This window comes from Tenacibaculum pelagium (assembly GCF_014062345.1).
Taxonomy (GTDB): Bacteria; Bacteroidota; Bacteroidia; order Flavobacteriales; family Flavobacteriaceae; genus Polaribacter; species Polaribacter pelagius.
The window spans coordinates 1-26989 of the sequence record NZ_JACGLS010000005.1 but is presented as its reverse complement, the minus strand read 5'-3'; the positions used below and the strand labels follow the sequence as shown (position 1 = coordinate 26989).

General features: G+C 29.6%; 31 protein-coding genes and 1 pseudogene. 13 read left to right on the top strand and 19 right to left on the bottom strand.

The genetic code is table 11. The features are described from left to right. Window positions 1–25: 25 nt before the first annotated feature. Complete coding sequence (locus H3Z83_RS10580) at window positions 26–1396, bottom strand: tetratricopeptide repeat protein (RefSeq protein ID WP_182125467.1); 1371 nt, start codon at window positions 1394–1396, stop codon at window positions 26–28. Window positions 1397–1603: 207 nt separating this feature from the next. Here H3Z83_RS10580 and H3Z83_RS10575 point away from each other — a divergent pair, with 207 nt between their 5' ends. After that, on the top strand, window positions 1604–1945 hold the full coding sequence (locus H3Z83_RS10575) for a DUF2853 family protein (RefSeq protein ID WP_182125466.1): 342 nt from the start codon (window positions 1604–1606) through the stop codon (window positions 1943–1945). An 87-nt stretch (window positions 1946–2032) separates the two neighbouring features. Then, on the top strand, window positions 2033–3457 hold the full coding sequence (locus H3Z83_RS10570; RefSeq protein ID WP_182125465.1) for an L-serine ammonia-lyase: 1425 nt from the start codon (window positions 2033–2035) through the stop codon (window positions 3455–3457). A 1-nt stretch (window position 3458) separates the two neighbouring features. On the opposite strand, the gene H3Z83_RS10565 is transcribed toward H3Z83_RS10570, so the two are convergent. The 3 genes from H3Z83_RS10565 to H3Z83_RS10555 all read right to left on the bottom strand — a co-directional run bounded on the left by H3Z83_RS10565 (window position 3459) and on the right by H3Z83_RS10555 (window position 5732). Beyond that, entirely contained in the window at window positions 3459–4097 is a 639-nt protein-coding gene (locus tag H3Z83_RS10565) for a SanA/YdcF family protein (RefSeq protein ID WP_182125464.1), read from the bottom strand. Then, the gene (yaaA, locus tag H3Z83_RS10560; RefSeq protein ID WP_182125463.1) at window positions 4098–4856 is read right to left on the bottom strand and encodes a peroxide stress protein YaaA; all 759 of its coding nucleotides are present in this window, start codon (window positions 4854–4856) and stop codon (window positions 4098–4100) included. It lies immediately after the preceding gene. A 99-nt stretch (window positions 4857–4955) separates the two neighbouring features. Continuing rightward, window positions 4956–5732 (bottom strand): MBL fold metallo-hydrolase, encoded by a 777-nt coding sequence (locus tag H3Z83_RS10555; protein WP_182125462.1) that lies wholly within the window; start codon window positions 5730–5732, stop codon window positions 4956–4958. An 82-nt stretch (window positions 5733–5814) separates the two neighbouring features. Here H3Z83_RS10555 and H3Z83_RS10550 point away from each other — a divergent pair, with 82 nt between their 5' ends. From H3Z83_RS10550 to H3Z83_RS10535, 4 genes are all read left to right on the top strand, one after another. Continuing rightward, window positions 5815–7257, top strand: coding sequence for a TonB-dependent receptor (locus tag H3Z83_RS10550; protein ID WP_182125461.1), 1443 nt, complete (start codon window positions 5815–5817; stop codon window positions 7255–7257). Between the two features lie 62 nt (window positions 7258–7319). Next, window positions 7320–7865 carry an RNA polymerase sigma factor gene (locus H3Z83_RS10545; protein WP_182125460.1) on the top strand — a complete coding sequence of 182 codons (546 nt, stop codon included), beginning with the start codon at window positions 7320–7322 and terminating at the stop codon, window positions 7863–7865. Between the two features lie 33 nt (window positions 7866–7898). Next, window positions 7899–8444, top strand: coding sequence for a hypothetical protein (locus H3Z83_RS10540; RefSeq protein ID WP_182125459.1), 546 nt, complete (start codon window positions 7899–7901; stop codon window positions 8442–8444). Between the two features lies 1 nt (window position 8445). Beyond that, window positions 8446–8907, top strand: a complete 462-nt coding sequence (locus tag H3Z83_RS10535) for a hypothetical protein (RefSeq protein WP_182125458.1) — start codon at window positions 8446–8448, stop codon at window positions 8905–8907. Window positions 8908–8939: 32 nt separating this feature from the next. On the opposite strand, the gene H3Z83_RS10530 is transcribed toward H3Z83_RS10535, so the two are convergent. From H3Z83_RS10530 to H3Z83_RS10515, 4 genes are all read right to left on the bottom strand, one after another. After that, complete coding sequence (locus H3Z83_RS10530; RefSeq protein ID WP_182125457.1) at window positions 8940–9140, bottom strand: hypothetical protein; 201 nt, start codon at window positions 9138–9140, stop codon at window positions 8940–8942. A 135-nt stretch (window positions 9141–9275) separates the two neighbouring features. Further along, a complete protein-coding gene (locus tag H3Z83_RS10525; RefSeq protein ID WP_182125456.1) occupies window positions 9276–9542 on the bottom strand; it encodes a hypothetical protein in 267 nt (88 codons plus the stop codon). A gap of 22 nt (window positions 9543–9564) precedes the next feature. Beyond that, the gene (locus H3Z83_RS10520) at window positions 9565–10191 is read right to left on the bottom strand and encodes a chloramphenicol acetyltransferase (protein WP_182125455.1); all 627 of its coding nucleotides are present in this window, start codon (window positions 10189–10191) and stop codon (window positions 9565–9567) included. After that, window positions 10192–10878: an HAD family hydrolase gene (locus H3Z83_RS10515; RefSeq protein WP_182125454.1), complete on the bottom strand. Its 687-nt coding sequence runs from the start codon at window positions 10876–10878 to the stop codon at window positions 10192–10194. Between the two features lie 483 nt (window positions 10879–11361). On the opposite strand from H3Z83_RS10515, the gene H3Z83_RS10510 reads away from it, so the two are divergent. After that, window positions 11362–11709 (top strand): hypothetical protein, encoded by a 348-nt coding sequence (locus tag H3Z83_RS10510; RefSeq protein ID WP_182125453.1) that lies wholly within the window; start codon window positions 11362–11364, stop codon window positions 11707–11709. Window positions 11710–11765: 56 nt separating this feature from the next. On the opposite strand, the gene H3Z83_RS13015 is transcribed toward H3Z83_RS10510, so the two are convergent. The 5 genes and pseudogenes from H3Z83_RS13015 to idi all read right to left on the bottom strand — a co-directional run bounded on the left by H3Z83_RS13015 (window position 11766) and on the right by idi (window position 13669). After that, entirely contained in the window at window positions 11766–12212 is a 447-nt protein-coding gene (locus H3Z83_RS13015; RefSeq protein WP_317167227.1) for a class I mannose-6-phosphate isomerase, read from the bottom strand. A gap of 1 nt (window position 12213) precedes the next feature. Beyond that, on the bottom strand, window positions 12214–12438 hold the full coding sequence (locus H3Z83_RS13010) for a hypothetical protein (protein WP_317167226.1): 225 nt from the start codon (window positions 12436–12438) through the stop codon (window positions 12214–12216). 18 nt (window positions 12439–12456) lie between these two features. Next, window positions 12457–12696 (bottom strand): annotated as a pseudogene (locus H3Z83_RS13005) (type I phosphomannose isomerase catalytic subunit); the annotation flags it as partial. Between the two features lie 48 nt (window positions 12697–12744). After that, window positions 12745–13158, bottom strand: coding sequence for a 6-pyruvoyl trahydropterin synthase family protein (locus H3Z83_RS10500; RefSeq protein ID WP_182125452.1), 414 nt, complete (start codon window positions 13156–13158; stop codon window positions 12745–12747). Then, window positions 13151–13669: an isopentenyl-diphosphate Delta-isomerase gene (gene idi, locus H3Z83_RS10495; RefSeq protein WP_182125451.1), complete on the bottom strand. Its 519-nt coding sequence runs from the start codon at window positions 13667–13669 to the stop codon at window positions 13151–13153. The genes H3Z83_RS10500 and idi overlap by 8 nt, the downstream gene beginning before the upstream one ends. Window positions 13670–13776: 107 nt before the next feature. Between idi and H3Z83_RS10490 the strand changes: the two genes are divergently transcribed. The 6 genes from H3Z83_RS10490 to H3Z83_RS10465 all read left to right on the top strand — a co-directional run bounded on the left by H3Z83_RS10490 (window position 13777) and on the right by H3Z83_RS10465 (window position 20797). Next, complete coding sequence (locus tag H3Z83_RS10490) at window positions 13777–15366, top strand: peptide chain release factor 3 (RefSeq protein WP_182125450.1); 1590 nt, start codon at window positions 13777–13779, stop codon at window positions 15364–15366. After that, window positions 15359–16912 (top strand): hypothetical protein, encoded by a 1554-nt coding sequence (locus H3Z83_RS10485; RefSeq protein WP_220455469.1) that lies wholly within the window; start codon window positions 15359–15361, stop codon window positions 16910–16912. The genes H3Z83_RS10490 and H3Z83_RS10485 overlap by 8 nt, the downstream gene beginning before the upstream one ends. A gap of 52 nt (window positions 16913–16964) precedes the next feature. Then, a complete protein-coding gene (locus tag H3Z83_RS10480) occupies window positions 16965–17894 on the top strand; it encodes a peptidylprolyl isomerase (RefSeq protein ID WP_182125449.1) in 930 nt (309 codons plus the stop codon). Window positions 17895–18064: 170 nt separating this feature from the next. Next, window positions 18065–18730, top strand: a complete 666-nt coding sequence (locus H3Z83_RS10475; RefSeq protein ID WP_182125448.1) for a hypothetical protein — start codon at window positions 18065–18067, stop codon at window positions 18728–18730. Window positions 18731–18796: 66 nt separating this feature from the next. Continuing rightward, on the top strand, window positions 18797–19477 hold the full coding sequence (locus tag H3Z83_RS10470) for an energy transducer TonB (RefSeq protein WP_182125447.1): 681 nt from the start codon (window positions 18797–18799) through the stop codon (window positions 19475–19477). A 165-nt stretch (window positions 19478–19642) separates the two neighbouring features. Beyond that, entirely contained in the window at window positions 19643–20797 is a 1155-nt protein-coding gene (locus H3Z83_RS10465) for an energy transducer TonB (RefSeq protein WP_182125446.1), read from the top strand. 315 nt (window positions 20798–21112) lie between these two features. Here H3Z83_RS10465 and H3Z83_RS10460 read toward each other — a convergent pair whose 3' ends face one another. From H3Z83_RS10460 to H3Z83_RS10435, 6 genes are all read right to left on the bottom strand, one after another. Beyond that, window positions 21113–21808 (bottom strand): hypothetical protein, encoded by a 696-nt coding sequence (locus tag H3Z83_RS10460; protein WP_182125445.1) that lies wholly within the window; start codon window positions 21806–21808, stop codon window positions 21113–21115. Between the two features lie 10 nt (window positions 21809–21818). Further along, entirely contained in the window at window positions 21819–22022 is a 204-nt protein-coding gene (locus H3Z83_RS10455; protein WP_182125444.1) for a hypothetical protein, read from the bottom strand. 138 nt (window positions 22023–22160) lie between these two features. Continuing rightward, on the bottom strand, window positions 22161–23030 hold the full coding sequence (locus tag H3Z83_RS10450) for an OmpA family protein (protein WP_182125443.1): 870 nt from the start codon (window positions 23028–23030) through the stop codon (window positions 22161–22163). Between the two features lie 136 nt (window positions 23031–23166). Further along, window positions 23167–25323 carry an OmpA family protein gene (locus H3Z83_RS10445; RefSeq protein ID WP_182125442.1) on the bottom strand — a complete coding sequence of 719 codons (2157 nt, stop codon included), beginning with the start codon at window positions 25321–25323 and terminating at the stop codon, window positions 23167–23169. Window positions 25324–25340: 17 nt separating this feature from the next. Continuing rightward, window positions 25341–26252: a PorP/SprF family type IX secretion system membrane protein gene (locus tag H3Z83_RS10440; protein WP_220455468.1), complete on the bottom strand. Its 912-nt coding sequence runs from the start codon at window positions 26250–26252 to the stop codon at window positions 25341–25343. 51 nt (window positions 26253–26303) lie between these two features. Continuing rightward, a partial coding sequence (locus H3Z83_RS10435; RefSeq protein ID WP_182125440.1) for a gliding motility-associated C-terminal domain-containing protein occupies window positions 26304–26989 on the bottom strand: 686 nt, incomplete at its 5' end.

The window sequence follows — 26989 nt, the reverse complement described above, 5'->3', positions numbered from 1 at the left end:
ATAAGTTTATTTTAAGGGGCTTTTTTTATCTAATCGCTTTTTTGTAGTTAGATATTATTTTTTGGACTCTTTCATTTTCATATACTGTAGGATAAAGCTCTTTAACTATTGAATGATATTCATAATCGATAGCTAATGCATTTTTTAAATGTGTTAGGCTATATTCTTCTTTCTCAAGAATCATAAACAAACCACACAAACGATATTCTACTTCTGCGAATTCTTTATATATTTTCTTTGCTTGAATCAATCTTCTTAAAGCCTCATTAAAATCACCTAAAAATAATAATATGTCAGCTAAAGCAACATAAATTTCAATTTCTTGATCTCCTAAATCTATACAAGTAGAAAACGCTTTAACTGCTTCTTCGTAAAAATTAAGTTTTAAATTAATATCTCCATACCTTCTCCAATACAATGCATTGGTTTCATCGATTTGAATTGCTTTGTTTATATAGTATAGTGCTTTTTGATAATTGTTTTCTTTATAACAAACATTCGTTAACATAATCCAACCTCTATCTAGCAAAGGATCTTCATGCACTGCCTTCTTATAAAAGTGCATTGCAGTATGAGTGTTTTTTAACTTTTCGTAACACTGCCCTATTCTTACATAAGCAAAAGCTGTTGGATCATCTAATTCAAGTGTGATTAAATAATTCTTAATCGCTTCTTCATAATCTTTTAACTCTTCTAAAGTTTTTGCCTTTTCTAAATATCCACCTATAAAACTTTCATCAATTAATACTGCATAATCAAAGGATGTTAAAGCTTCTTTAAACATTCCTAACTCAAAGTATTGTTTCCCTAATTGATGCCAAGCAACTTCGCAATACGGATTCTTATCTACATACGCATTTAAATATCGTATAGCATCTTCATGACTTCCTTCCATATCAAAACAATATACAAGGTTATATAACGAAGAGTAATCTTCAAAATCAACTTCGATACATTTCGCAAAATTTAAACGAGCATTTTCGAAATCATCTAAATATAAATATTCCATACCCATCATCGACCAAACATCAGATGGATCTTCAATGTATTGCAAAGATTCTTTTAAAATTGAAATTGCTTCTACATGCTTATTCTTTTTAGAAAAAATAACTGCTTTCTGAATAAACACCTCATCATTGTGAGGTTCTAATGCTTCTATTTTTGTAAGCATCTTGATTGCTTCTTGCAATTCATTCTCAAAAATTAAGATTTCAACTCGCATTAATTTTAACTGAATTGAAGTAGGATGCTGCTCCAGACCAAGCTGTACAGCTTTTTTTGCCAACGAATGTTTACCTATATTTAAATAATGCTCTATAATTGTTTCAAATTCAACAGCATCAAAAAAATATACATCGTTGGTTTTCAACATTGATTCAAATTTTGATAAAGACATAGGCTACAGATTTGAATTTATATAAAATTACTACAAGAACGATGCCTTTTTACTTACAACTCTTTTTGTTTTCAACAATTTAATTAACAATAACAGTCGTTAAAATATATTTACTTTCCTCCTATTTGAAAGAACAAATTATTTTTCTATATTTGGAATGATTAAAAAATTCAAACAAGATTAACATCTAATTTTAAACAAAAAATCATGAGTAAATTTGACGAAAAAGTAGAATTGTATAAAAAATTTATGGACGATAGAGATATACGCTCTAATACCGATTTATTAAAAGCTGTTACTAAAGGCTTAGGTCCTTCAATTTATAAAAAAGATGCTGAAACTGTATCTGGTACAGATGCTAAAGAATTAGAAACTGTTAAGAAGAATTTCTTAATGAAAAAATTAGGTTTAGCTGATAGCCCTGAATTAGACAAAGCTATTGATGAAGTTATGGAAAGAATCGGTAGATCTGAAAGAAATAAATACCGTGCAGTAGTATACTATATGTTAACAAAGAAATTTGACAAAGAAGGAGTTTACGGAATGTAATCTTTCTTATCAGTATAAAAACTAAATCCTGTATTATATTTAATACAGGATTTTTCTATTTTAGCCCTCAACAAACAACAATTTAATATGTCGCAATTTATTAGTGTTTTTGATATGCTAAAAATTGGTGTGGGGCCTTCTAGCTCACACACTTTAGGTCCTTGGAGAGCTGCTCAACAATGGATTGAGAAATTAAAAAAATCTTCTCTTTTTTCAACTATTGATGGGATTAAAATAGACCTTTATGGCTCTTTATCTTTAACTGGAAAAGGGCATGCGACAGATTTAGCCGTTTTATTAGGTTTAAGTGGTACAGATCCTGAATACATTCCTGTTAATGATATCGAAATCATTATCGATAAAATAAAAGAAACAAAAACATTAAATTTTAATGCTGAAAAAGCAATCATATTTTCTATTGAAAATGTAGTTTTTAATAAAGACTTTTTACCATTTCATTCTAACGGAATGACCTTTAGAGGTTTTTCAAAAGGAAAAGAAATATCTACAGAAACCTACTACTCTATTGGTGGTGGTTTTGTAATTCAAGAAACAGTTGAAACTTCATCTAACACTCAAATAAACAAACAAAACTTTCCATATCCCATAAACAGAGCTACAGAATTAGAAGCTTATTGTAAAAAAGAGAATAAGACAATTTCTGATATTGTTTTTCAAAACGAATTAGTTTTAAAAACTGCTGATGAGATTGACGCAGAACTAAAGCGTGTTTGGAACACTATGTTAGAATGTATGTACATTGGTTGCCATACCGAAGGTATTTTACCTGGTGGATTAAATGTTAAACGTAGAGCTTTTGAAACTCACAAAAAACTAATTAAAGATTCTACCTACAAGAATGAGCAAGAATGGATTACAGCAATAAGAGGAACTGAGGTTAAGTTTCGTGAAATATTAAAATGGGTAAGCTGTTTAGCACTATCTGTAAATGAAGTAAACGCATCTTTAGGTAGAGTTGTTACTGCACCAACAAACGGAAGTGCTGGTGTAATTCCTGCTGTTTTAATGTATTATTTGGTGATTGAAAATCACGAAGCAAATTTTGAACACATTAAAAAGTTCTTATTAGTTGCTGGAGAGGTTGGAAGTATTTTTAAGAAAAATGCAACCATCTCTGCTGCTATGGGGGGGTGTCAAGCAGAAATTGGTGTATCATCAGCTATGGCTGCTGCAGCATTAACAGAACTTTTAGGTGGAACTCCTGAACAATGTTTAGTTGCTGCTGAAATTGCAATGGAACATCATTTAGGTTTAACCTGTGATCCTATTGGAGGATTGGTACAAGTACCTTGTATAGAGCGTAATGCCATGGGAGCTATTAAAGCTATTAATGCCGCAGAATTAGCTTTAGAAACCAACCCTGAAGAATCATTAGTTCCTTTAGATAAAGTGATAGATACTATGTGGGAAACTGCTAAAGACATGAACCGTAATTACAAAGAAACTTCTGAGGGAGGTTTAGCTATTACAGTAGGTTTAGCCGATTGTTAGATTATTTAATTACAATTGGATCACCTAGAAACTTAGGCTGAACATTAAATAAAATATCAACAAATACTTTAACTCTTGCTAAGTATTCTCTCAACTGGACTTTTATTCCATATTTTCCAGAGATATCTCTAGCGTTAAAACCTACAGCTTTTATACCAAAATGTTCTGCTAAGTATATAGCTCTTTCGTTATGAAATTGTTGAGATATGATGGTAATTGACTTTTGAGCAAATATTTCTTTTGCTCTAACTACAGAATCTAAAGTTCTAAAACCAGCATAATCTAAAAAAATCCTGTTTTCTGGAATTCCTAATTTTATCAAATCATTTTTAAAGTCGGTAGGTTCATCATATCTTTTTGAACCGTTATCTCCACTGACAATTATAAAATCTATTTTTCCTGATTTATATAATTTAACTGCTGCATCAATCCTAAATTGATAATATAAATTTACTCTTTCGTTGGAAAGAAATTTTACAGTACCTAAAAGTAACCCTACTTTGTTTTTAGGGATATCTCTAACTGATGTGTATAACTTTTCTTCCGCATTATTTACAACAGCCTTATTAGAAAAATAAACTACAGCAATAATAAATAAACAACCTAATAGAAAAAACTTAAATAATTTTTTAAAACTCATTTATCGTGTAAAAACCAATTCTGTCTCAGTAGACATTTCTTGAGAAAAACCATAACCATCAATATCAAAGCCCTTTAAATCGTCTAACGTCTCAATATTATGATCGATAATATAACGCACCATTAATCCACGAGCCTTTTTAGCAAACGTCATGATTGTTTTATACTGCCCGTTTTTAAAGTCTTTAAATACTGGTGTGATCATTGGTACTTTTAAAACTTTTTTAGGTAAAGCTTTAAAATATTCTGAACTAGCTAGGTTTATTAGTAACTCGTCATCCGCTAATTCTTCATTTAAAGAATTTGCTAATGTAGTATCCCAAAACTTATATAGGTTCTCCTTTCTACCTACCTTTAGTTTTGTACCCATTTCTAAACGATAAGGTTGTATTAAATCTAATGGTTTTAACAAACCATACAATCCTGATAAAATTCTTAACTTATCTTGTAATTCAGGTATTTTTTCTTCCGAAAGAGAATTTACATCGATTCCTCTAAATACTTCACCTGTAAAAGCAAAAACAGCTTGTTTTGCATTGTCTAAATTAAAATCTGGCTGCCAACTTTGATTTCTATCATAATTTAAAACAGCTAAATCATTAGAAATTTTCATCAACTCAGATAATTTCTTTCTAGATATGGTTTTTAATTTCTTATTTAGTTTTACTGATTGTTCTATAAATCTTGGTTGTGTATATAAACTAGTTGTGGCTTTATTTTCAAAATCTAACGACTTTGCAGGAGATATAATAATTTTCATTTGCTGTTTTATTTGTCCGAAAGATAAAAAGGTATTTTATCACTTTCAAATTCTTTCAAAATTTAATACTAATACTGGTATCAATAAATTTAATACCAATTATATTTTTAATCCATCATAAGATAAAAACACATTTTCTGGTAATTCTTTTTCTACTTCAGCATGAAAACCAAGCAACTCGCTAATGTGGGTTAAGTAAGCTCTTTTAGGTTTTATTTCTTTAATAAACTCTAACGCTTCCTCTAAATTAAAATGAGTTGAATGTGGTTCTATTCTTAAGCCTGTAACTATTAAAGTATCTAAACTAAATAGTTTTGCTTTTTCATCTTCCGTTATTGTTTTAATATCGGTGAGGTAAGCAATATCATTAAAACGATATCCCAAAATTGGTAATTTACCATGCATTACTTCAATTGGAGTTACTTCTACTCCATCTAAAGAAAAACTATTTTGATGTGAAATAATTGTAGATGAAACTTTTGGAGCACTTGGATACCTGTTTTCTGTAGCAAAAATATAATCATATCTCTTTTTCAACACTCCTAAAACTCTTTCAGAAAGATAAATAGGTACTGCTCCCATTTGAAAACAATACGGTCTAATTTCATCTAAACCAGCAATATGATCGGCATGTTCATGAGTAAATAATATTCCATTTATTGAAGCTACTTCTTCTCGCATCATTTGCTGACGAAAATCAGGACCACAATCAATCACATAATTAATATCATCCCATGAAATTAATATTGAAGATCGTAATCTTTTATCTCTAAAATCATTAGAAAACGCTACCGGATGTTTACTCGTAACCATTGGAACCCCTGTAGAAGTCCCTGTGCCTAAAAAAGTTACTTTTAATTCTTTTTTTTTCTCCATTTCCAATACAAAAATACGACAAAAATTATCTGATAGTTCCTATTTTCAGTACATTTGTTGTAACGTAACAAAATATAATAAAATGGCAATTACGCTTAAAGGAGATCAAAAGATAAGTACAGTACCAACAACTAGAAGTAAAGCTTTAAAAGTAAACTTAAATGCACACATTTATGGTACTTTTGCTGAAATTGGAGCTGGACAAGAAACTGTACGTAATTTTTTTAGAGCTGGAGGAGCCTCAGGTACTATTGCAAAAGCCATGAGTGCTTATGACAAAGATTTCTCTGATGCAATTTATGGGATAGAAGAAGACAATCGTTATGTTACCGAACCTCGATTAAAGAAAATGTTGAAGCATGAAATGGACTTAATCGAAGAACGTCTTGATCGTGAAAAACATCCTGATAAATTATTTTTTAGTTACGCCAATACAGTAGCAACGATTAACTTTTCTAAAAAGTTTAAAGGTCATGGTTGGGTTGGAATTCGTTTTCAACTAGACCCACTTGAAGACTATAATGAAATTATTTTACACCTTCGTTTTAAAGAAACTGACGCTCGTCAGCAACAAGAAACCTTAGGAGTTCTTGGGGTAAACTTAGTATACGGAGCTTATTATTTAAACGATAGTCCAAAAGAATTACTAAAATCATTTTACGACAATATTGATAGTGATCGTTTAGAGATTGATATGATTAATTTCTCTGGTCCGCGTTTTATGTATGTTGATAATCGTTTAATGAGCTTACAATTAGTTAAAAACGGAATGACCAATGCAGTAATGTTTGGTCCTGACGGAAATAACTTATTACCAGCGCAAGTACTTTACAAGAAAAACATTTTAGCTTTACGTGGTAGTTACCGTCCGGTTACTAAAGTAAACATGGATATGTTTGAAAGATCTAAACAAATGTTCTTGGCTGAAAAGAAAGTTAATCCTGAAAAAACGCAAGTTATTTTTGAGATTACTTTAAGTAACCTTAGAGCTGAAGGAGAAATTAACGAGCGTGATTTCTTAGATAGAGCTGAATTACTTTGTGCTTTAGGACAAAATGTAATGATTACAAATTATCAAGAATATTTTAGACTAGTTGAATACTTTAGTGAGTTTACAAAAGAACGTATGGGACTTGCTATGGGAGTGTATAACCTTATTCAAATTTTTGATGAAAAATATTACCGTGACTTAAGTGGTGGTATTTTAGAGGCCTTTGGTAAACTTTTTTATCGTGATTTAAAAGTATACATGTTTCCATATAAAGATGACGAAACTGGAGATTTCATAACTAGCGATAATCTAAAAGTACATCCTAGAATGAAAGAACTATATAAATTCTTTAAAAACAACGGAAGACTTATAGACATTAAAGACTTTGATCAAGACATTTTACATATTTTCTCTCGAAGAGTGTTAAAAATGATCAAAGACGGAGAAGAAGGATGGGAAGAAATGCTTCCTGAAGGAGTTTCTGAAACCATTAAAGAAAAACGTTTATTTGGTTGCTCAAGAAAACGAGTATAAAAATTTTATTTTTCTATTAAACCTTTTACTATCTTTAAAGTCTAACAGCTAAACTATTTTAGTTGACTGACGAAATTACACTTATTGAACAGCTACAAAATTCTAAAACAAAAGAAGTAGCCTTTAAACATTTAGTGTCGCAATATAAAGAGCGATTGTATTGGCATATCCGAAAGATTGTTATTTCTCATGACGATGCTGATGATGTGTTGCAAAATACTTTTATCAAAATATTTAGAAGTATAGATAATTTTAAAAGAGATAGTAAATTATACTCTTGGATGTATCGAATTGCAACAAACGAATCGATTACCTTTATTAATAAAAGGGCTAAAGAAAAAAACATTGATATTACTGAACACCAACATCAACTTGTATCTAATTTAGATAGCGACAATTGGTTTTCTGGTGATGAAATTCAACTCATACTTCAAAAAGCAATTGCTACTCTACCACAAAAACAACAGCTGGTATTTAACATGAAGTATTTTGATGAGATGAAATACAATGAAATTTCTGAAGTTTTAGAGACGTCGGTAGGTGCTTTAAAAGCCTCTTATCACATTGCTGCAAAAAAAATAGAAGAATTTATTAAAAACTATAATTAAACCTTTTACAAAAAGTAAAGTCTTAAAAGTAAGATGAATAAAGAATTAAAAAATAGCGTAGATTTTATAAACCAACAAGTTGGTAAAAAAACTGGTTTTGATATTCCTGAAAATTACTTTAAAGGGATAGAAGAAAAAGTGACTACAAATATATTTTTAGAAGACTTACCAAAAGAGAATACTTTTAAAACTCCTTCTAATTATTTTGACACTTTTGAAGATGATCTTTTCTCAAAATTAAACTTAAACGATAAAAAGGAAAAAGAAGTTAAAGTTATATCCATAAAAAATAAAGTATTGCAATTTATTCCGTTCGCAGCTGCTGCATCTGTTTTACTTTTTATCGGGCTTAATTATTTTAATACCACCTCTTCATCTGTTACATTTGACGATATTACAATTGCTGATGTTGAATCTTGGTACGAAAATGGATATGGAGATACTGACAGCGATGAATTAGCGATTGCTTTTAACGAAACTAATATAGAAGATGATACTTTTTCATCTATAAGTGATGAAAATTTAGAAGAATATTTAAACGACATTGATAATTCTGATTTTATAAATGAAATTCAATAACATGAAAAAAATACTATTATTCATATTTGCCTTAGGCATATTTAGCTCTACTGTAAACGCACAGCATAAAAAAGGGAGAGAAAAAATTAAAGCTTACAAAGTTTCTTTTATTACCGAAAAATTAAATCTTTCATCTGAAGAAGCAGAAAAGTTCTGGCCTATTTATAATAAATATGACGAAGAAATGATGCAATTACACAGAGAAGAGCGTTATAATATAAAAAAGGAAGTTTTTAAAAACGGAGGAATTGAGCAACTTTCTGAAAAAGAATCTAAAAATATTTTAAAGAAAATTAGAGATATTGCTAAGCAACGTTATGAGATTAAAGCTAATTTTCATGATAGAGTTTCAAAAATATTACCTTTTAAAAAGATTTTAACCTTAGAAATTGCCGAACACGAGTTTCATCGAAAACTTTTTAAAAAGTATAAAGGTGAAAAAAGAAGAAAACTAAGTAAATAAAAAAAGGAAGCAAAATTGCTTCCTTTTTTTATTTATTCATTATTTACTAATGCTAAACAAACATATAAATCTGGTTTATTAGCTGTAAACTGTTTTAACCAAATTGTTAATTCATTAACTTCATAAGGTAATAATCTATCTAATGCTTTTTCTAGTTCTCTACAAAATAAATCTGTATTAAAACTTACCTTTTTTAATACTGTCTTTGTGTATTCAAACATTGCTCTTGCCATACTTCAGGGGGTTAAAAGTTGTTGTTTCTTACTGAACGTAATTTACGAAATTTTATTCCTTCCGATATGTTAAAATTTCATAAAAAAAGCGAGATTTAAAATAAATCTCGCTTTTTAAAAACTTAGTTTATACTATTATAAACTATTAACCTTGTCTAATAAAGCGTTTGCTTTAGCTTCTAACTCTGCGCTAACACCTTTAAAATAAGCTTTCTTGTTCTCTACATTTTTAGCATTAACTTTAGTTATCAAATCATCATAGATCTCAAAAATTTCATTTCTAATAGCTTCTGACTTTTCTACATCTACATTTGAATTTAACTGAGCTGTTAAATTAGTTATATCAAGAATATCTCCTAATGTATAATCTATATCCTTTTTTAAATTTTTTATGCTTGCCATAATTATAATATTTGATGCAAAATTAGTTGATTTTATCTAAATGAGCTTGAAATTTTTCAAAAAACTGCCCTAAATCATACCCATCTACTAAAGCATGGTTTACATTTACTGCTACAGGCATCAACATTTTATTATTTTCTTCTTTAATTTTAGCAAAAGATAACTGTGGTACACTACTATCTTTATCTCCTGAAAAGGGCTCTTTATGACTAGAGAAACTCACCCAAGGAATCGCTGAACAGTGAACACATCCTAAAGAATACTTTGGAGGAAATAAATCTGTTGAATTAGTAATTCTTTCTTTTTCCTTTAAAAAATTGTTTTCAAACTTTTTATAATCTTCTGAAAATTCAACGTAAGAAAAACCAAAAGTATTATCGGCTCTTGCAATAGTTGGCGAAGTATTAATTACATCATAAATAGCAACTTTATCGCCTTCAATTCTATATTTAAAACTTTCTATCTCATTGATTGCTTTCATGCAGGCATGCAAATACAATACAAAAAAAGATTGTTTATTCTCTTTTGCTGATTGATAACATTTAGAAACCTCAACATCTGCTACAATTCCGAAAGTTGGATCTGCTAAAGTTCTAAAATGTTCGAAATGTTGTTTCCGATTCCAACTATCAATATCTAAATACTTCATTTATAAGAAATTTAATACATCAGTAATTTTAGCGACTGTTTTATAGTCATCCGATTTTTGCTCTTCACTAACTTCCTCATGAGCCCAAGTGGTGTGAAATGGAACATGTATTGCTGAAGCTCCAATCTCGATTAACGGTAAAATATCTGATTTTAAAGAATTTCCTATCATTAAAAACTCTGAAGGATTAATATCTAAACGCTTAGTTAGTTTTTCATAATCCATTTTTTTCTTTTCACTCATCACCTCTGTATGATGAAAATACTTTAAGATTCCTGATTTTTCTAATTTACGTTCTTGATCTAATAAATCTCCTTTGGTAGCTACGATTAATTTATATTTTCCTTGTAATTTTTCTAAAACCTCTTCTACTCCATCTAATAATTCAATAGGCTTTTCGAGCATGTCTTTGCCCAAATCTAAAATTTGATTTAAGGTTCTTTGATTTATTTTATAGTTGGATAGTTCTAAAGCACATTCAACCATAGATAACATAAAACCTTTTACACCATAACCATAGATTTTTAAATTTTCTATTTCTTTTTTAAAAAGCTCTTGATGAATTTTATTTTCGGTTTCGTAATCAGATAATAGTTTAGCAAACTCATTCTCAGCATCTCTAAAATAGGTTTCGTTTACCCAAAGAGTGTCATCTGCATCAAAAGCAATTACTTTTATATTATTCATAGTTTTATCTATTATTAATACTCAAAGATACATATTTATATAGCTTAAAAAGAGAGCTTATAAATTATGATTTACAGAACTTTAACATTATTATTTTCTACTTTCTAATTGTTTTATCAAAACTTTTGTTACATTTGACTCATTATGAAAGTACTTATTAAAACATATCAATTTATTTTAAACACTGTCGGCATGATTATGTGTAATAATACGCGCATGCATAAACAGTATGTATATGTAAAGAAAAGTACTTATAAAGATAAACTTAAACAACGATTTTAAAAATCGATATTTAATATAAACTACAAAGGTGCTTTTTACAAAAAGCACCTTTTTTTATTTACTAATATTTTAAATTTTAATCATTATGAAAACAATTTTGAACACAAAACGAAATGGCATGCTTGTAACATCAATTATATACTCTGTACAAAATCTATTTTTTAGAGAACCAAAATTTCCACCACTTAACACTTAAACATCATGAAAAATTACATAGCATCACAAAACAATCTTCAACAATTTACAGTTAGCAAAAAACAAGTTAGCAAAAACAAAGCTTTAAAAACTTCAGTTTTATATAACAAAGTTGAATCTAGCGTAAATTCCTCCATCAACCTATATAAAGGTTCTTCACCTACTTTCAAGAGCATAGAATTTGACATTCTAAAAAATGCTTATTTAAATGATAAGCTTGTTATAAAGAATAATATTAAAAAATTAAGTCCTACTGAAATTGTTTTAAATATTACAGTAGCTAAGAAACAAGAAAAAAAACAAGATATTATTTGCAAAGCCACATTTGGCTATGCATTACAAAAAGCTTCTTAATTCGTTAAGTTGATTTGGTTAGTTTGCAGACTCAAGGTTTTTACTTTGAGTCTGTTTTATTTTATGAAAACTTCTAATAACTCAGAATCCACATCTGGTTGAATCTCAAACTCTTTAATACAAGCTGGAACTAATAAGGTTTCACCCATCTGAATTGTTTCTATTTGATTTTCGTAAATAAATTCTACCTTCCCCTCTACACACATATACACAACAAAGCTATCTTTATCGTAATGTTTAATTGACAAATTAGATGTAACTGGTAAAACGTTTGTTGTAAAATAAGGGCACGAAACTACTTCGGAAGCTTTATTATTTTCTTTTAAATAATCTCTTTTGTACGTTTTTTTAGAACCAAAGTCTATTGCTTTTAAAGCTTTATCTGTATGTAATTCTCTGTAATTACCATCAATATCTTTTCTATCCCAATCGTAAATACGATAGGTAATATCTGATGTTTGTTGAATCTCAGCTAATAACAACCCACCTCCTATTGCATGCACTCTACCTGGTGGAATAAAATACGCATCTCCTTTTTTTTACTTTATCTGAATTTAAAATTTCTAAAAGGGACTTATTTTTAAGATGATGCAAATATTCTTCTTCATTAGAATCTTCTTTAAAACCAATAATAATATTAGATTCATCATCAGCTTGCATTACATACCACATTTCTGTTTTACCGTAAGAATCGTGTCGTTCTTTAGATAAATCATCATTAGGGTGCAACTGAATACTTAATACTTCTTTAGCATCAATATATTTAATAAGTAAAGGGAATTCGTTTTTAAAGTTTTCATAAACATGCTTACCTACTAAATCATCTTTATAAATTGAAATTAATTCTCTTAGTGTTTTACCTTTAAGTTCACCATTACTAACTATCGATTCATCACCATCAACATCAGAAACCTCCCAACTTTCACCAATTTTATCTTCATCAGATTTTTTATTGAGTACAGTTTTAAGCTTTTCTCCTCCCCATATTTTTTGTTTTAATATAGGAGTAAATCATAATAGTTGGTTTATCATAAATTAATTTCCGCTGTAAGTTACGTAGTTTCTTGGCGTTTCGTATAACGTAATTTGTAAGTCGTATTTTTCTTGAATCTTTACACGCAGTTTATTATAAATTACTACAGCTATATTTTCTACAGTAGGATTTTGTTCTTTAAACTCTTCTACTTCAATATTCAAGTTTTTATGATCTAATTTATCTTCAACTTCAACTTTTATTAAATCTTTTAATTTTCCTAAATCATACACATAACCTGTTTCTTTATCAATTTCGCCAGTTAAAGAAACAATTAATTCGTAATTATGACCATGATAATTAGGATTGCTACACTTACCAAAAACTTCATAATTTTCTTTATCATTCCATTTTGGATTGAACAATCTATGAGCCGCATTAAAATGTGCTTTTCTATGTACAGTTACTTTAGGCATTTTTTAGTTTGTCGTAAGATTCTTTAAATATAATTTTAAACCACTCCGTATAAGTTTCAGGTCGATTTTCTATATCATTTTTTACATCTTCTAAAGACATCCATTTATAAGATTCAACTTCATCTCTATTGATATTAGGTTCGTCGTTAAACTCACCTATCATTACATGGTCTAGTTCATGTTCGGTTAAACCATTATCAAAAGGCGCTTTGTAAATAAATGAAAAAACTTCTTCTAATTCACAAGTAAAACCCATTTCTTCTTGAAGCCTTCTTTTACCAGCTTCTAAATTAGTTTCACCATCACGTTGATGAGAACAACAAGTATTTGTCCATAATAACGGAGAATGGTATTTCTCTGCTGCTCTTTGTTGCAACATTAACTCCCCTTTCTTATTGAAAACAAAAACTGAAAAAGCTCTGTGTAACAACGCCTTTTCATGTGCTTCTATTTTTTCCATCAACCCAATAGGGTTATCTAGTTCATCTACTAAAATTACCTGTTCTTTCATCCTAAAAATATACGAAAAGCAAACTTACAAAAATGATACCAGTTCAACAATTAAACCTTTGAATCATTAAGCTTTAAAACGTATCTTTGCAGCCTTAAAATTTATAGATGAGTTTTTTAGAAGAAATACAGAAAAGACGTACATTCGGAATTATATCGCACCCCGATGCTGGTAAAACTACTTTAACAGAGAAATTGTTATTATTTGGAGGAGCTATTCAAGAAGCCGGAGCCGTTAAAAATAACAAGATTAAAAAAGGAGCAACTTCCGATTTTATGGAAATTGAACGTCAAAGAGGAATCTCTGTTGCTACTTCTGTATTAGCTTTTATTTATAAAGACAAAAAAATCAACATTCTTGATACTCCTGGGCATAAAGATTTTGCTGAAGATACTTTTAGAACCTTAACTGCTGTAGATAGTGTTATTGTTGTAATTGATGTTGCAAAAGGTGTTGAGCCACAAACTGAAAAACTGGTTGAAGTTTGTCGTATGCGTAAAATACCAATGCTGGTGTTTATTAATAAATTAGACCGTGAAGGTAAAGATGCATTCGATTTATTAGATGAAGTTGAACAAAAGCTAGGTTTAAAAGTAACTCCTATGAGTTTTCCTATTGGAATGGGATATGACTTTAAAGGAATTTATAATATTTGGGAAAAGAAATTAAATCTTTTCTCGGGTGAAAATAAAACAAGTATTTCTGAAGGTGTTCAGTTTGACAATCTTTCAAATCCAGAATTGGATAACGTTATTGGTGAAGATGCTGCCAATACTTTACGTGAGGAAACAGAATTAGTGTACGAAGTATATCCTGAATTTAATCACGAAGAATATTTAGCAGGAGATTTACAACCTGTATTCTTTGGTTCTGCTTTAAATAATTTTGGTGTAAAAGAATTATTAGATGCTTTTATTGAAATAGCACCACAACCACAACCTAAAAAAGCAGAAGAACGTTTAGTAGATTCTAAAGAAGAAAAATTAACAGGTTTTGTTTTTAAGATTCATGCAAATATGGATCCTAAACACCGAGATCGTTTAGCCTTCGTAAAAATTGTTTCTGGTACTTTTAAAAGAAACGCTCCTTACTTACATGTTCGAAATGGCAAGAAGGTTAAATTCTCAAGCCCGAATGCATTTTTTGCTGAAAAGAAACAAATTGTTGATGAATCATATCCAGGTGATATTGTTGGTTTACATGACACTGGGAATTTTAAAATTGGTGATACATTAACTGAAGGTGAAAAATTAAACTTTAAAGGAATTCCTAGTTTTTCTCCAGAACACTTCCGTTATGTAAATAATGCAGACCCTATGAAATCTAAGCAATTATACAAAGGTTTAGATCAATTAATGGATGAAGGTGTTGCTCAGTTGTTTACTATGGAAATGAATGGACGTAGAATTGTTGGTACCGTTGGAGCTTTACAATATGAAGTTATTCAATATCGTTTAGAACATGAATACGGTGCAAAATGTACCTACGAAAACATTGCAGTACACAAAGCTTGTTGGGTACAACCAGAAGACCCTAAAAACGAAGAATTTAAAGAGTTTAAACGAGTAAAACAACGTTATTTAGCAAAAGACAAGGAAGGTAAATTAGTATTCTTAGCTGACTCTGCTTTTACCATTCAAATGACTCAAAGTAAGTACCCAACAGTTAAATTACATTTCACTAGTGAGTTTGAATAAGCACTTTATACTAACGACTATACTAATTCTTTCTTCTTTGCTATCGCAAAGTCAAGAAGATTTATCTATCTTAAAAGGAAAAGAATTACATAATAAGGTTCGATTGAATTTTATTCCCGTTGAAATGCCTTCGGATAAATTTCCAGAATTAAAACCAACAATGGGTTTAACTGGATTACATTATCAAATTCCTATTAACGATTGGCTATATGGTGGTGCTGATTTTCATTTTGCAGTAACTGGTGATCAAGGTGGTTTATTTACACTTGGAGCCGAATTAGGTATCAATAAACAACTCTATAAAAATTTATATTTTGATGCAAACTTCCATTTTGGAGGAGGTGGTGGATATCGTAAATATATTAATGATGGAGGATTTATCAATCCAAATATCGGTTTGCAATACAAGAAGAACAATTATTCTTTTGGAGTTCAATACAGTCATGTAAACTTTCTTTCTGGAGAGATAAAAAGCAACTCAGTTTCATTCTTTGTAGAAATACCTAGTATTTTACGTTTCACTGATTACGATAAAGCACATCAAGAATTTGTTGCTAACAATATTTCTCCTGATAGTTTTTGGAGCAAACCTGTTGTAAAAAATGCACAACAAATTCGTTTTGATTTCTTTAAACCTATCGGGAAATCAAAAAAAGATAACGGCTCTCCTTTAACAGAAACTTTATCCGTAATTGGATTTGAATATCAGAAATACTTAAACAACAATACTTTTTTATTTGCTCATACCGATGCTATTTATAAAGGGTTACGTGCTGGTTTCATGGATTTATTTGTTGGTGCAGGATATATTCCTTTTCAATCAAAATACATTAATGTCTTTGGTAAATTAGGAATTGGTGCTGCTGGTGGACGAATAGCTCCTGAAGGTGGACTTACCATTTACCCTTCTGCTGGAATTGATTTAAAACTATCTGATAAATTAGCTTTGAGTGGTCATGGTGGTTATTACAAAGCTATTGATGGTGACTTTGAAGCCTATACTGTAGGATTTGGTTTAAAATACTTTGGTTTAAATGGCGGAACTTCTTCTGAAGAAAAAAAACATACAAACTTTTATACTCAAGGAATAAGAATTGAAATTCAAAATCAATCTTATTTTGATGTCGCAAAATTTGATCCACCAACTACTAGATACACAACTGATTTACAATTAATCGGATTAAAAGCAAACTATGATCTTAACAAATGGCTATATATAGCTGGTGAAGCTGGTTTTGCTTATGATGGTGGCTCAGGTGGTTATGCTCATGGATTAGTTGGTGGAGGAATATATTCTCCTAGATTTTTAAATAATAAAGTTAGAGGATTTATAGAATTTATGGCTGGTGCTGGTGGAGGTGCCGGTGTAGATACAGACGAAGGAATTATTGTTCGCCCAACATTAGGGTTGAATTATGATATAACTAATAGTGTATCAATCATAGCCTCAGGAGGTAGGTATTACTCTCCTTTTGGTAATGTAAACTCAAATAATATTAACATAGGTTTAAGTTTTAATCTTTCAACTTTATCAGTAAAGAATTAATTTTGCCTTTTTAAAAAGGTATTTTCAATATAAATAAGATAATCTAATAAAAATGAATAACGGAATTTACGCAAAGTTCACAACACCAAAAGGTGATATTTTAGTGAATTTAGAACACGAAAAAACGCCTGGAACTGTTGGTAACTTTGTTGCTTTAGCAGAAGGCAATTTAGAAAATGATGCTAAACCACAAGGAACACCTTATTATAATGGATTAAAATTCCACCGTGTAATTGCAGATTTTATGGTTCAAGGTGGGTGTCCACAAGGAACAGGAACTGGTAACCCAGGCTATAAGTTTGATGATGAAATTCATGCAGATTTAAAGCACGATGCTCCAGGTAAATTATCTATGGCAAATGCAGGTCCAGGAACTAACGGATCTCAATTTTTTATTACACATGTTGCTACTCCATGGTTAGACGGTAAACATACTGTTTTTGGTAGTGTTGTTGAAGGGCAAGATGTTGTAGATGCTATTGAGCAAAATGACACTATGGATGTAGAGATTATTCGTGTTGGTGCTGATGCTGAAGCTTTCAATGCTGTTGAAGCTTTTAGAACTTTTGAAGGAGCTCGTGAAAAACGTGAAGCTGAACAATTAATAAAACAAAAAGAATTATTAGATTCTGTTGCTGCTGGTTACGATGAAACTCCATCAGGATTACGTTATAAAATCTTACAAAACGGAGATGGAAAACAAGCTACTAAAGGAGCTATGGTTTCTGTACATTATAAAGGACAATTATTAGACGGTACCGTATTCGATTCTTCTTACAAAAGAAAACAACCAATCGACTTTGCTATTGGAGTTGGTCAAGTAATTGCTGGTTGGGATGAAGGAATTCAATTATTAAAAGTAGGTGATAAAGCTCGTTTAGTAATCCCTTCTCATTTAGCTTATGGTTCAGCTGGTGCTGGAGGAGTTATTCCACCAGACGCTACATTAATTTTTGATGTTGAATTGATGAATGTAAAGTAATCAAAAAATAAACTCACTAAAAACTCTCCATTAACATGGAGAGTTTTTTATTTACTATAACTTAACTACGTTAACATTTATAATACATTTAATTAAAACACATATCATTTTCTCATAAAATAAATTTTACACTGTTTTTTCATTTTTACTAAATAAAACATAGAAATAAAATGAAAAAAACTACGCTTACAACCTTATTAATATTACTCTCATTAAATACAATAAGAGTTTACTCTCAAGCATCTGTTTGTGAAACTACAAAAGAAGATGAAGTTGATTTAAATACAATCACTTTTAATAAATGTGAAATAACCGAGAAGAAAACTGATGTAAAAAGAATAAGCAGAACAAGAATTATCAGAAAAAGAACTACACCAAATACTCGTCTCAGAAAAACTTCAAACTATTTAGGATTAAAAAAAAGTGAAGTTAATTTAAAAACAAATAACAAAAGACTCCTCCTTTTAAAACTTATTTCAAAACCACAAAAAGTATTATTCTCTTTAGTTGATGAAATTCCAATGTTTGAATCTTGTCAAGTTTCTACTAGGGAAGAAAACATTAAGTGTTTCAACAAAACTTTAAACAAACTCTTAACTAAAAACTTCAATCCAGATTATTTTACAGATGATGTATTTAACTCTAAAATATTTGTTCAATTTCAAATAGATATTAATGGAGAAATTAAAAACACACTTATAAAAACAAAAAATAAACTAATAATAAATGAATTAAAGAAAGCTATAAAAAACTTACCTCTATTAAAATCTGGAAAAGAAAATGGGCTCCCTGTAATCGTAACACATTCATTCCCTCTTAACTTAACATTAAATTAATATTCGAATTACTTAGAAATATTATTTTCACATTCTGAAAAATAAAACCCTTAAATTAACTAAACTATGAAATTCCCCTTCAACTTAGTTATGGTAGCTCTTTTTGTTTCTACTATAGCTACTTCTCAAGAGAAATGTGACACTCCAAATGAAAATACTTTAGAAGACCTTAACTCTATTAGTATTACAAAATGCTCTATCGATGATGTTAAAAGGGCTTTAGAAAAAGACAATAAACAAATTTCAGTTAGAAAACATGTAAGAAAATCTAAAAAAAATAATATTTCTATTGATGCCAGTAATAAAGTAGAAAAAATAAAAAGTAAAAACTTATTAGTTCAAAAACTTAATCTTAAAAACGATGCTGTATCATCTTTAAAAAAAATCCCTTTTCATTTAGTAGAGCAAATTCCTTTGTTTTCGAAATGTAAAAACACACCATTATTAAAACAATCCAAATGTTTTGAAACTTACATGATTAAACATATTGTTAACAACTTTAATTACCCAAAAAAGGCAATGCAAAAAGGTATTGAGGGGAAAGTTTTAGTTCAATTTACAATTGGTAAAGATGGTAAAGTAAAGGACATTAAAAAAAGAGGCCCTAAAAACGGCGAACTACTAAAAAAAGAAGCAGAGAGATTAATTTCTAAACTTCCTACATTTATCCCTGGCAAACACAAAGGTAATCTTGTTAATGTAAAATATGCTCTACCTATAATATTTAAAGCTCCAAAAAAAAGTTAACCTTTTTTATAATATTAATTTATCATTTTTTTTAACAACATCTAATTCAACGGTTTACAAAATAAAAAAAAGGATAATAAATTTGTTTGTCTTATATTTTTTTATATTTTTACCACCTAATAATACGTTAACTTATTTGTTAACCCCTTAAAATAGAGTGCGATTATGAAGAAATTCCCCTTACTAGTAGCAGCTATGCTAATGTCTATAATGGCTGTTGCTCAACAAGAAGTATGTGAAACTGCTGATGAATCAATTGCTGACCCAAACAGTATTACAAAATGTGCCATAGAAGACACTAAAGATGGTGGAAAAAAGCAATTATCTATTGAAGTTTCTACAAGAAGACGTGTCGTTCGTAAAAAGAATGAAGCGGTTTCTGCAATTGGAGGAAATAACTCTTCTCAAAAAGTAGCAAATATTAAAAAGAATTCTTTATTAATCGGAAAACTTGAGTTAGAAGATAATTCCGCTACTATTGAAAAACTTCCTTTTAACTTAGTTGAAGAAATTCCATTATTTAAGAAATGTAATAATGTCCCTTTAATAAAACAGGCTAAGTGTTTTGAAACACAAATGTCTAAGCATATAATTAGTAACTTTAAATATCCTCAAGAAGCTTTCGACAAGGGTATCCAAGGTAGAGTATTAGTGCAATTTACTATTAATCAATCCGGTGATGTAGAAAGCATCCAAATGAGAGGGCCTAAAGGTGGAGAATTATTAGAAAAAGAAGCTAATAGAATTGTAAATAAATTACCAAAATTCATACCTGGTAAGCACAATGGAAAAACTGTAAAAGTTAAATATGGTGTTCCTATTTCTTTTAGACATCCTGATGCTGCTGTTGCTTCATCTTCTAATAAAGCAAAAACTGTTAAAAGAAAAGTTATTAAAAAACAGCCTGTAAGAAAAGTTGCTAAGAAAAAAGAGGTTGCAAAAGAAACTTTAATAACTGATTACGTAAAGTTTTCTGAAGTACATAGTATTCCTCAATTTAAAGCTTGCTTAAAAGTATCTGATACACAAAAAATTAATTGTTTTAATGAAAGAATGATAAGTCATATTCAAAGAAACTTTAACTATCCTGATGCTGCTGCTGCAAAAAATATACAAGGAAAAGTATGGGTGCGTTTTATTATCGGTAAGGATGGTAAGGTTACTAATATAAAGATGAAAGGACCTAAAGATGGACATCTTTTAGAGCAAGAAGCTAAAAGAATGGTTTCTAAGCTTCCAACATTTGTTCCAGGTAAACACGATGGTGAAGGAGCTAATGTAGAATACTATATTCCTATTAAGTTTAGTTTACAAGAGTAGTCTTAAAGCTTAATAAAACAATATTATATAAAAAAAAGAGAAGCATATGTTGCTTCTCTTTTTTTATACATATATATTAGACCTAATATAAATTAAATGAATAAAACAATAACTAATACTTAAAATATATAGTATTAGTATATATTTCAATCATTCCCATAACTGATTGAAATTATACCCTAAACTTATCTTTTATCAAATTGCTATTTATTACATACAATCTTTCTATAAAAGATCTTTAAAAACAATAACAGTAATAAAATGATGTTATTATCATCTTATTACCGTTATTAATATTTAAAAAATAGAGAAATATTAATTCCCGTCAGGAAGTAATATTTTACTTAAAGCTTCTTTCTCTTTTTTAATTTTCTCTCTTTGGGTTTTTATTCTTTTATCCAAATCGTTTAATCTTTCATTAGCCTTACGAATTACATCTTCCTTCTCTTTAGCTACTTCATCAGAAACTTCTTTTTTATCTTTAGCTTCTTTTAAACGTTCATTAGCTTTTTTTACTTTGTCTCTTCCTCTTTGCAATACATCTTCACTTTCTCTTATATTCTCTTCTTTCTCTTTGATTTTATTTTTAGCCTCTTCAGATCTCATTTTCCCAAATTCTTTTCCGCTCATTCCGTTTTTATTACGTCCATAAGCATTTCCTTTGCCTTTATAACCTTTTTTAGCTTTCTTTTCTTTATCCTTTCCCTTTGCATGACCTTGATCATCATCGTGATCTTTCTCTTTCATATCATGGACTTTGTCTTTACCCTTTTGCTTCATTTCTTCAGCTTTGTGCTTTCCTTTCTCCTTCATCTCATGAGCCTTCTCTTTCCCTTTTCCTTTAGCTTCTTGTTCTAAATCCTCTTTTACATTTTTAACTTTATCTTTTCCTTTTTGTTTGTACTCAGCACTTTTTCCTTTTGTCTTGCTTTTTCCTTGTGCTGTAACTGATTGCACTCCAATAAAGGCAAACACTACAACTATAGATAATATAAGTTTTATATTTTTCATGATTTCTATTTTAAATGTTATCTAATTTTTTTAAATCTTCTTCTAACTTAGTAGTAATTTCTTTTAACTTTTCGATATCAGCCTTTACTCCACTCTCAATAGAGTCAATTTTTTGAATTGCTGCTTCAATCTTTTTTTCTTCTTCTTGTTTCTTTTTATCCGTACATGACAAAATAAAAAATACTCCGAATACTAAAATCAATAGTTTTTTCATAATTTAAAAATTGGTGTTTATAATAGTTTAGACACTATATTTATATAGTAGTCACATTTAAAGATAAGTAATCTAAAATATAAAAGCAACAAACCAACACATTAACGTATTGGTTTATTGCTTTTTAATACATTTTAATTAAGGTTTTATTGTTTCTTCCTTAGCTAATAAACCGAAGAATTTATCTAAATTTGGAAGAATTACAATTCTAGTTCTTCTATTTCTTGCTCTATTTTCTCTTGAATTATTTTCAACTAACGGAACTGAGCTTCCTCTACCAGATGCTATTAATCTACTTGGATCTACATTAAACTTTTTTTCAAGAATTCTAACAATTGAAGTTGCTCTTTTAACACTTAAATCCCAATTATCTTGTAATGTAGCTGTATTTATAGATCTTGAATCGGTATGCCCTTCTATCATTACATCCATACTAGGTTCTGAATTAATTACATCTGCTAACTTTTCTATTAACTTATAAGCATCTCTTTTTACTCGATAACTAGCTGTATTAAATAACATCTTATCTGAAACAGAAATCATTACCACAGTTTTGTCTATATCTATATCAATATCATCTGAGTTTTCAAAATCAGAGCTGTTAATTGATTTTTTTAGATTGTAAGCCACTGCTACATTCATCGAGTCTTTTAAGGTCTTAGCGTTTGCTAATTCAGCTGGATCTACCTTTTTTAAAGTCTCTCTCATTTTTTCTTTTAATGAGTTAGATATTACAGTAGTATTTCCAACCATATCTAATTTTACATTATTCTCTTCTTGTAATGATTCATTTACATTTCTTAGCGAGTTGATTTTTTTATTATAATTATCTACTCTCTTCTCGATTTTTGCGAAGTTTGCTTCTAATCGTTCTTTTTCTAATGTCGTTTTTTGAAGATTTCCTCTAGTATCGTTATACTTCTGTTCTAGTTCAACATACTTCTTTTTAGATACACAAGAAGTTAATGTAAAAACTATTAATGCGATGGGGAATATTAGTTTTTTCATGATTAATAATTTATATAGTTCATTTAGTTCTAAAAACTATATAAAATCTAACTTATTGTATTTCAAACAAAAAAAAAGCTCCATTTCTGGAGCTTTTAACTGCGTTAATAACGCGAATTGAACTTAAGGGGAACAATTAATTTTTATAGTTTATTTTAAAGTTTTTAGCGTCTTTAGTACAATCTTCTTCTTCTCCTCTTACACATTTATTTCTACCTGCAGTAGAGCGAGATGATTTCTTAAAGTTTTTTCTTAAATAATCTAAGAAGCTATTTCTTTTAACGATACGCTTTTTAACCGCTATTTTTTCAGCAGCTTGTCTTGCTTTAATCTTATCAGTTCCTTTTATAATATAAAAATACGATCGTCTGTTTTTCTGATGTTCTTGTTCAGAACATTTATTCTTATTAGCATCATTACAATCATTAAGTAAATTATCTTCACCATAACCAATTGCACTTTCTATTCTATTTTTAGATATTCCTCTTGAAAGAATAAAATCTCTAGTAGATTTAGCTCTTCTATCCGATAACTTTCTGTTATAATCTCTAGGACCTCTAGAATCGGTATGAGATTCAATTTTTATTATTACTTCAGGATGATTATTCATCACTGTTATAATATTCTCTAATTCATATTGTGCATCATCTCTAATTATTGATTTATTATAATCAAAATAAATAGGGTTTATTACAATTTGGTTTCCAATAATTAAAGGCACTAATGATAAATCTGCTTTTACTCCACTCTCTTTACCAATTGCAACTTGTTGTTTTTTGCTAGTTCTATGATCTAGTTTATTTGCAAAAATGGTGTAAACGTTATCACATAAAACTTCTTTGAAAATATACTCTCCTTTAGCGTTAGATAAAGTTTCTAAAACAACTTCTCCTTGATTGTTTACAAGTTTAACTACTGCGCCATCAATAGGGTTTTTATTAGCAGATTCAGTGATAACACCAGAAACTGATTGCGTACAAATAATTGGATCGGTATAAATATAGAAACTATAAATATCATCATCTCCTTTACCTTTTTTACGGTTAGAAGAGAAGAATCCTTTTTTTCCATCTTCATTTATATAAAAAGAAAAGTCATCTCTTTTACTATTAAAAGGATCACCTAAGTTTTTTACTGAAGAAAAAGTTCCATCTTCTTTTATTTTAGATTGAAAAATATCTAATAGTCCTAATCCTAGATGTCCGTTAGAAGAAAAATAAAGTGTATTGTCATCTCCTACAAAAGGAAACATTTCTTTATCTGAAGTATTAATTGTTTCACCTAAATTTACTGGTGTTCCATATTCATTTTTACCTTTAATAGCTACTTTGTAAATATCGGTAGCTCCATAACCTCCTGGCATATTAGAAACAAAATACAATGTTTTTTCATCAGGACTTAATGCTGGGTGACCTACTGAAAAATCATCACCATTAAATGGCAATTCCTTTACATTTAACCAATATCCGTTTACAAAACTAGCTTTGTATATTTTTAAGTTTGAAGTGTTTTTCTTATCTCTTCCTACTTTCTTACCGTTATAATTATTTCTAGTAAAATAAATTGTTTTACCATCTTTAGTAAAAACTGGCGTAGACTCATGATATTCAGAACTAATTGGATTATCAATTAATCTAGGGTTATGAACTGTTAAAACTGTATCTTTTATACTTTCTTCAAGCGTTTGAATTTCTTCATCAGCCTTGTAAATATTTAAAAAAGGCTGATTATTCCATTTATATAATTTTTGCCTTTTATCACCACTAGGTATTGCAGAAGTAAAATACGTTTTACCATTTAATAAAAAACCTCCAAAATCAGAATACTCAGTGTTAATTGCTAAGTTTCTTACTCCGATTCTCATATCATCATCTATAGAATAGTCTAAAAGATAATTTTCTTTTTTAAGCTCATCTTGTCTATTGTTAGTTTTATCTAGTGAATTCATAGATAAAAAAATAGAGTCTGACTTTTTATACTTTCCGTTACTTCTAAGTACTTGTGCGTATTTAAAAAGATACTTAGAATCTAAATTATCTTTAAATCGTTCTACTAAGTTTTTGTACCAAAATTCAGCCTCTTCTGTATCTGCATTATTATAGTAAGAATCAGCTAAACGACTAATAACATGCTTAGAACTATCTTTCTTTTCCTCAACTAAAGCTTTATATATCTGAGCTGATTGTACATACGAAAACTCATCATAATATCTGTCAGCAACCTTTTTGCTTTGTGCAAAAGAATCAACAGTTAACATTATTATTAGTAAATAAACTACCTTTTTTAAACCCATGTAAATGTAAATTGTTTTTAAAAGAATCTAGGGGATCTAAATCTAGTGTCTTTTAACACTTCGTATCGCAACATAATTTCGTGTGTTCCTGAGTTTGTTACGTTGTAATTTGAGGTTGTTAAATCATATGAATACCCTATAAGTAATCTATCTGAAGCTTGAAAACCTAAAAGTCCGCTAATAGCATCTCCCCATCTCCAACCTAAACCTACTCTGAACTTTTCATTAAAAAGTAAATTACCTGATACATCTAAAGATAAAGGCGCTCCAGATACTCCTTTAAGTAAAGCTGCTGGTTTAAATTTTAAATCTTCATTAATATCAAAAACATATCCTGCTATTAAAAAGAAATGTAATCTTTCAACAGCAACATCTCCTAGTGCATTTTCAGCATCATAATGCTCAACTCTCAAAAAATTTGGTACAGCTAAACCTAAGTACCATTGAGGTTCGTGGTAATAAATTCCTGCTCCTACTGTTGGTAAAAATTTATCTACCGGAGGAAAATCTTCAGGGTTTGCAGTAGTTCCTTTAGACCAATCAATATTTAAAAGTCTACCTCCTAAACGTAAACCAAATGCTAAATTACCTTCTTCACCTGTTTCAACTGTATAAGAAAGGTTAGCATCTAAATAAATTTCGCTAGACGGACCAATTTCATCATTCATTAAATTAATCCCTAAACCTAAACCTGAATACCCTAAAGGAGTATCATAACTTAAATTTTGAGTATTAGGTGCTCCATCAAAACCAACCCATTGTGTTCTACCAATTGCAGTAAAAACAGCATGTCCTCTAGACCCTGCATAAGCTGGGTTTACACTCATCGTATTGTACATATACTGCGTATATTGAGGATCTTGCTGTGCTTGTACTAATGATGCTACACATATACTAAACACAAATATTAAGATTGAATTTAATTTCATCTGATCTAAACTTTTAAACATCAACTTATTTTACTGTAATAATACTAATTATTATCTATTAATATAAATCCAACCCTTTTTAATTGGTGATCCGTTTCCTAAATCTAATTTATAGAAATAAGTTCCTACTGGCAATTTGTCATCAACACTAATAGTTGCTCGTCCGTTTGAAATACCTTCAAACCTCTTACTACTATCAACATTAGAATAACCTCTTACTTTATAAACTGTATTACCCCAACGGTTAAATATCTCTATCGTATTGTTTACGTACTCAGGGCTATCGATACATTCTATATGTAAATATTCATTTAAACTATTAGGATCTCCATTCGGGCTCATGATATAATTCTGATCTTTAATACAATCATCATCATATGCATCTCCAAATCCAACTAAACCATCAACGCTATCTGCAATACCATCTCCATCTGTATCAGTTCCGCTATCTCCTACTGCTCCGCTTCCTCCACTATCTGGATCCGTTGGATCTGAATCGTTATCTGGATCGTTTGCATCTCCATGACCATCTAACCCATCAACACTATCGGCTATACCATCGCCATCTGTATCATCATGTGGATTGTCTACTTGACCATCGCCATCTAAATCATCATTTCCACCTTCTATTACATCATTTACTCCATCATCATCACTATCTAAATCTAAATAATCTGGTACGCCATCGCCATCACTATCTGTATTATCTCCTTCATTATCTCCAAAACCATCTACAG

Coding starts and splice junctions, on each gene's coding strand:
- H3Z83_RS10575 (WP_182125466.1), top strand. CDS start 1,604: ATGAGTAAATTTGACGAAAAAGTAGAATTGTATAAAAAATTTATGGAC.
- H3Z83_RS10510 (WP_182125453.1), top strand. CDS start 11,362: ATGAAAAATTACATAGCATCACAAAACAATCTTCAACAATTTACAGTT.
- H3Z83_RS10460 (WP_182125445.1), bottom strand. CDS start 21,808: ATGAAAAATATAAAACTTATATTATCTATAGTTGTAGTGTTTGCCTTT.
- H3Z83_RS10440 (WP_220455468.1), bottom strand. CDS start 26,252: ATGAAATTAAATTCAATCTTAATATTTGTGTTTAGTATATGTGTAGCA.
- H3Z83_RS10500 (WP_182125452.1), bottom strand. CDS start 13,158: ATGCCTAAAGTAACTGTACATAGAAAAGCACATTTTAATGCGGCTCAT.
- idi (WP_182125451.1), bottom strand. CDS start 13,669: ATGAAAGAACAGGTAATTTTAGTAGATGAACTAGATAACCCTATTGGG.
- H3Z83_RS10445 (WP_182125442.1), bottom strand. CDS start 25,323: ATGGGTTTAAAAAAGGTAGTTTATTTACTAATAATAATGTTAACTGTT.
- H3Z83_RS10565 (WP_182125464.1), bottom strand. CDS start 4,097: ATGAGTTTTAAAAAATTATTTAAGTTTTTTCTATTAGGTTGTTTATTT.
- H3Z83_RS10530 (WP_182125457.1), bottom strand. CDS start 9,140: ATGGCAAGAGCAATGTTTGAATACACAAAGACAGTATTAAAAAAGGTA.
- H3Z83_RS10570 (WP_182125465.1), top strand. CDS start 2,033: ATGTCGCAATTTATTAGTGTTTTTGATATGCTAAAAATTGGTGTGGGG.
- H3Z83_RS10515 (WP_182125454.1), bottom strand. CDS start 10,878: ATGAATAATATAAAAGTAATTGCTTTTGATGCAGATGACACTCTTTGG.
- H3Z83_RS10475 (WP_182125448.1), top strand. CDS start 18,065: ATGAAAAAAACTACGCTTACAACCTTATTAATATTACTCTCATTAAAT.
- H3Z83_RS10525 (WP_182125456.1), bottom strand. CDS start 9,542: ATGGCAAGCATAAAAAATTTAAAAAAGGATATAGATTATACATTAGGA.
- H3Z83_RS10450 (WP_182125443.1), bottom strand. CDS start 23,030: ATGAAAAAACTAATATTCCCCATCGCATTAATAGTTTTTACATTAACT.
- H3Z83_RS10490 (WP_182125450.1), top strand. CDS start 13,777: ATGAGTTTTTTAGAAGAAATACAGAAAAGACGTACATTCGGAATTATA.
- H3Z83_RS10470 (WP_182125447.1), top strand. CDS start 18,797: ATGAAATTCCCCTTCAACTTAGTTATGGTAGCTCTTTTTGTTTCTACT.
- H3Z83_RS10520 (WP_182125455.1), bottom strand. CDS start 10,191: ATGAAGTATTTAGATATTGATAGTTGGAATCGGAAACAACATTTCGAA.
- H3Z83_RS10550 (WP_182125461.1), top strand. CDS start 5,815: ATGGCAATTACGCTTAAAGGAGATCAAAAGATAAGTACAGTACCAACA.
- H3Z83_RS10540 (WP_182125459.1), top strand. CDS start 7,899: ATGAATAAAGAATTAAAAAATAGCGTAGATTTTATAAACCAACAAGTT.
- H3Z83_RS10480 (WP_182125449.1), top strand. CDS start 16,965: ATGAATAACGGAATTTACGCAAAGTTCACAACACCAAAAGGTGATATT.
- H3Z83_RS10465 (WP_182125446.1), top strand. CDS start 19,643: ATGAAGAAATTCCCCTTACTAGTAGCAGCTATGCTAATGTCTATAATG.
- H3Z83_RS10455 (WP_182125444.1), bottom strand. CDS start 22,022: ATGAAAAAACTATTGATTTTAGTATTCGGAGTATTTTTTATTTTGTCA.
- H3Z83_RS10555 (WP_182125462.1), bottom strand. CDS start 5,732: ATGGAGAAAAAAAAAGAATTAAAAGTAACTTTTTTAGGCACAGGGACT.
- H3Z83_RS10580 (WP_182125467.1), bottom strand. CDS start 1,396: ATGTCTTTATCAAAATTTGAATCAATGTTGAAAACCAACGATGTATAT.
- yaaA (WP_182125463.1), bottom strand. CDS start 4,856: ATGAAAATTATTATATCTCCTGCAAAGTCGTTAGATTTTGAAAATAAA.
- H3Z83_RS10535 (WP_182125458.1), top strand. CDS start 8,446: ATGAAAAAAATACTATTATTCATATTTGCCTTAGGCATATTTAGCTCT.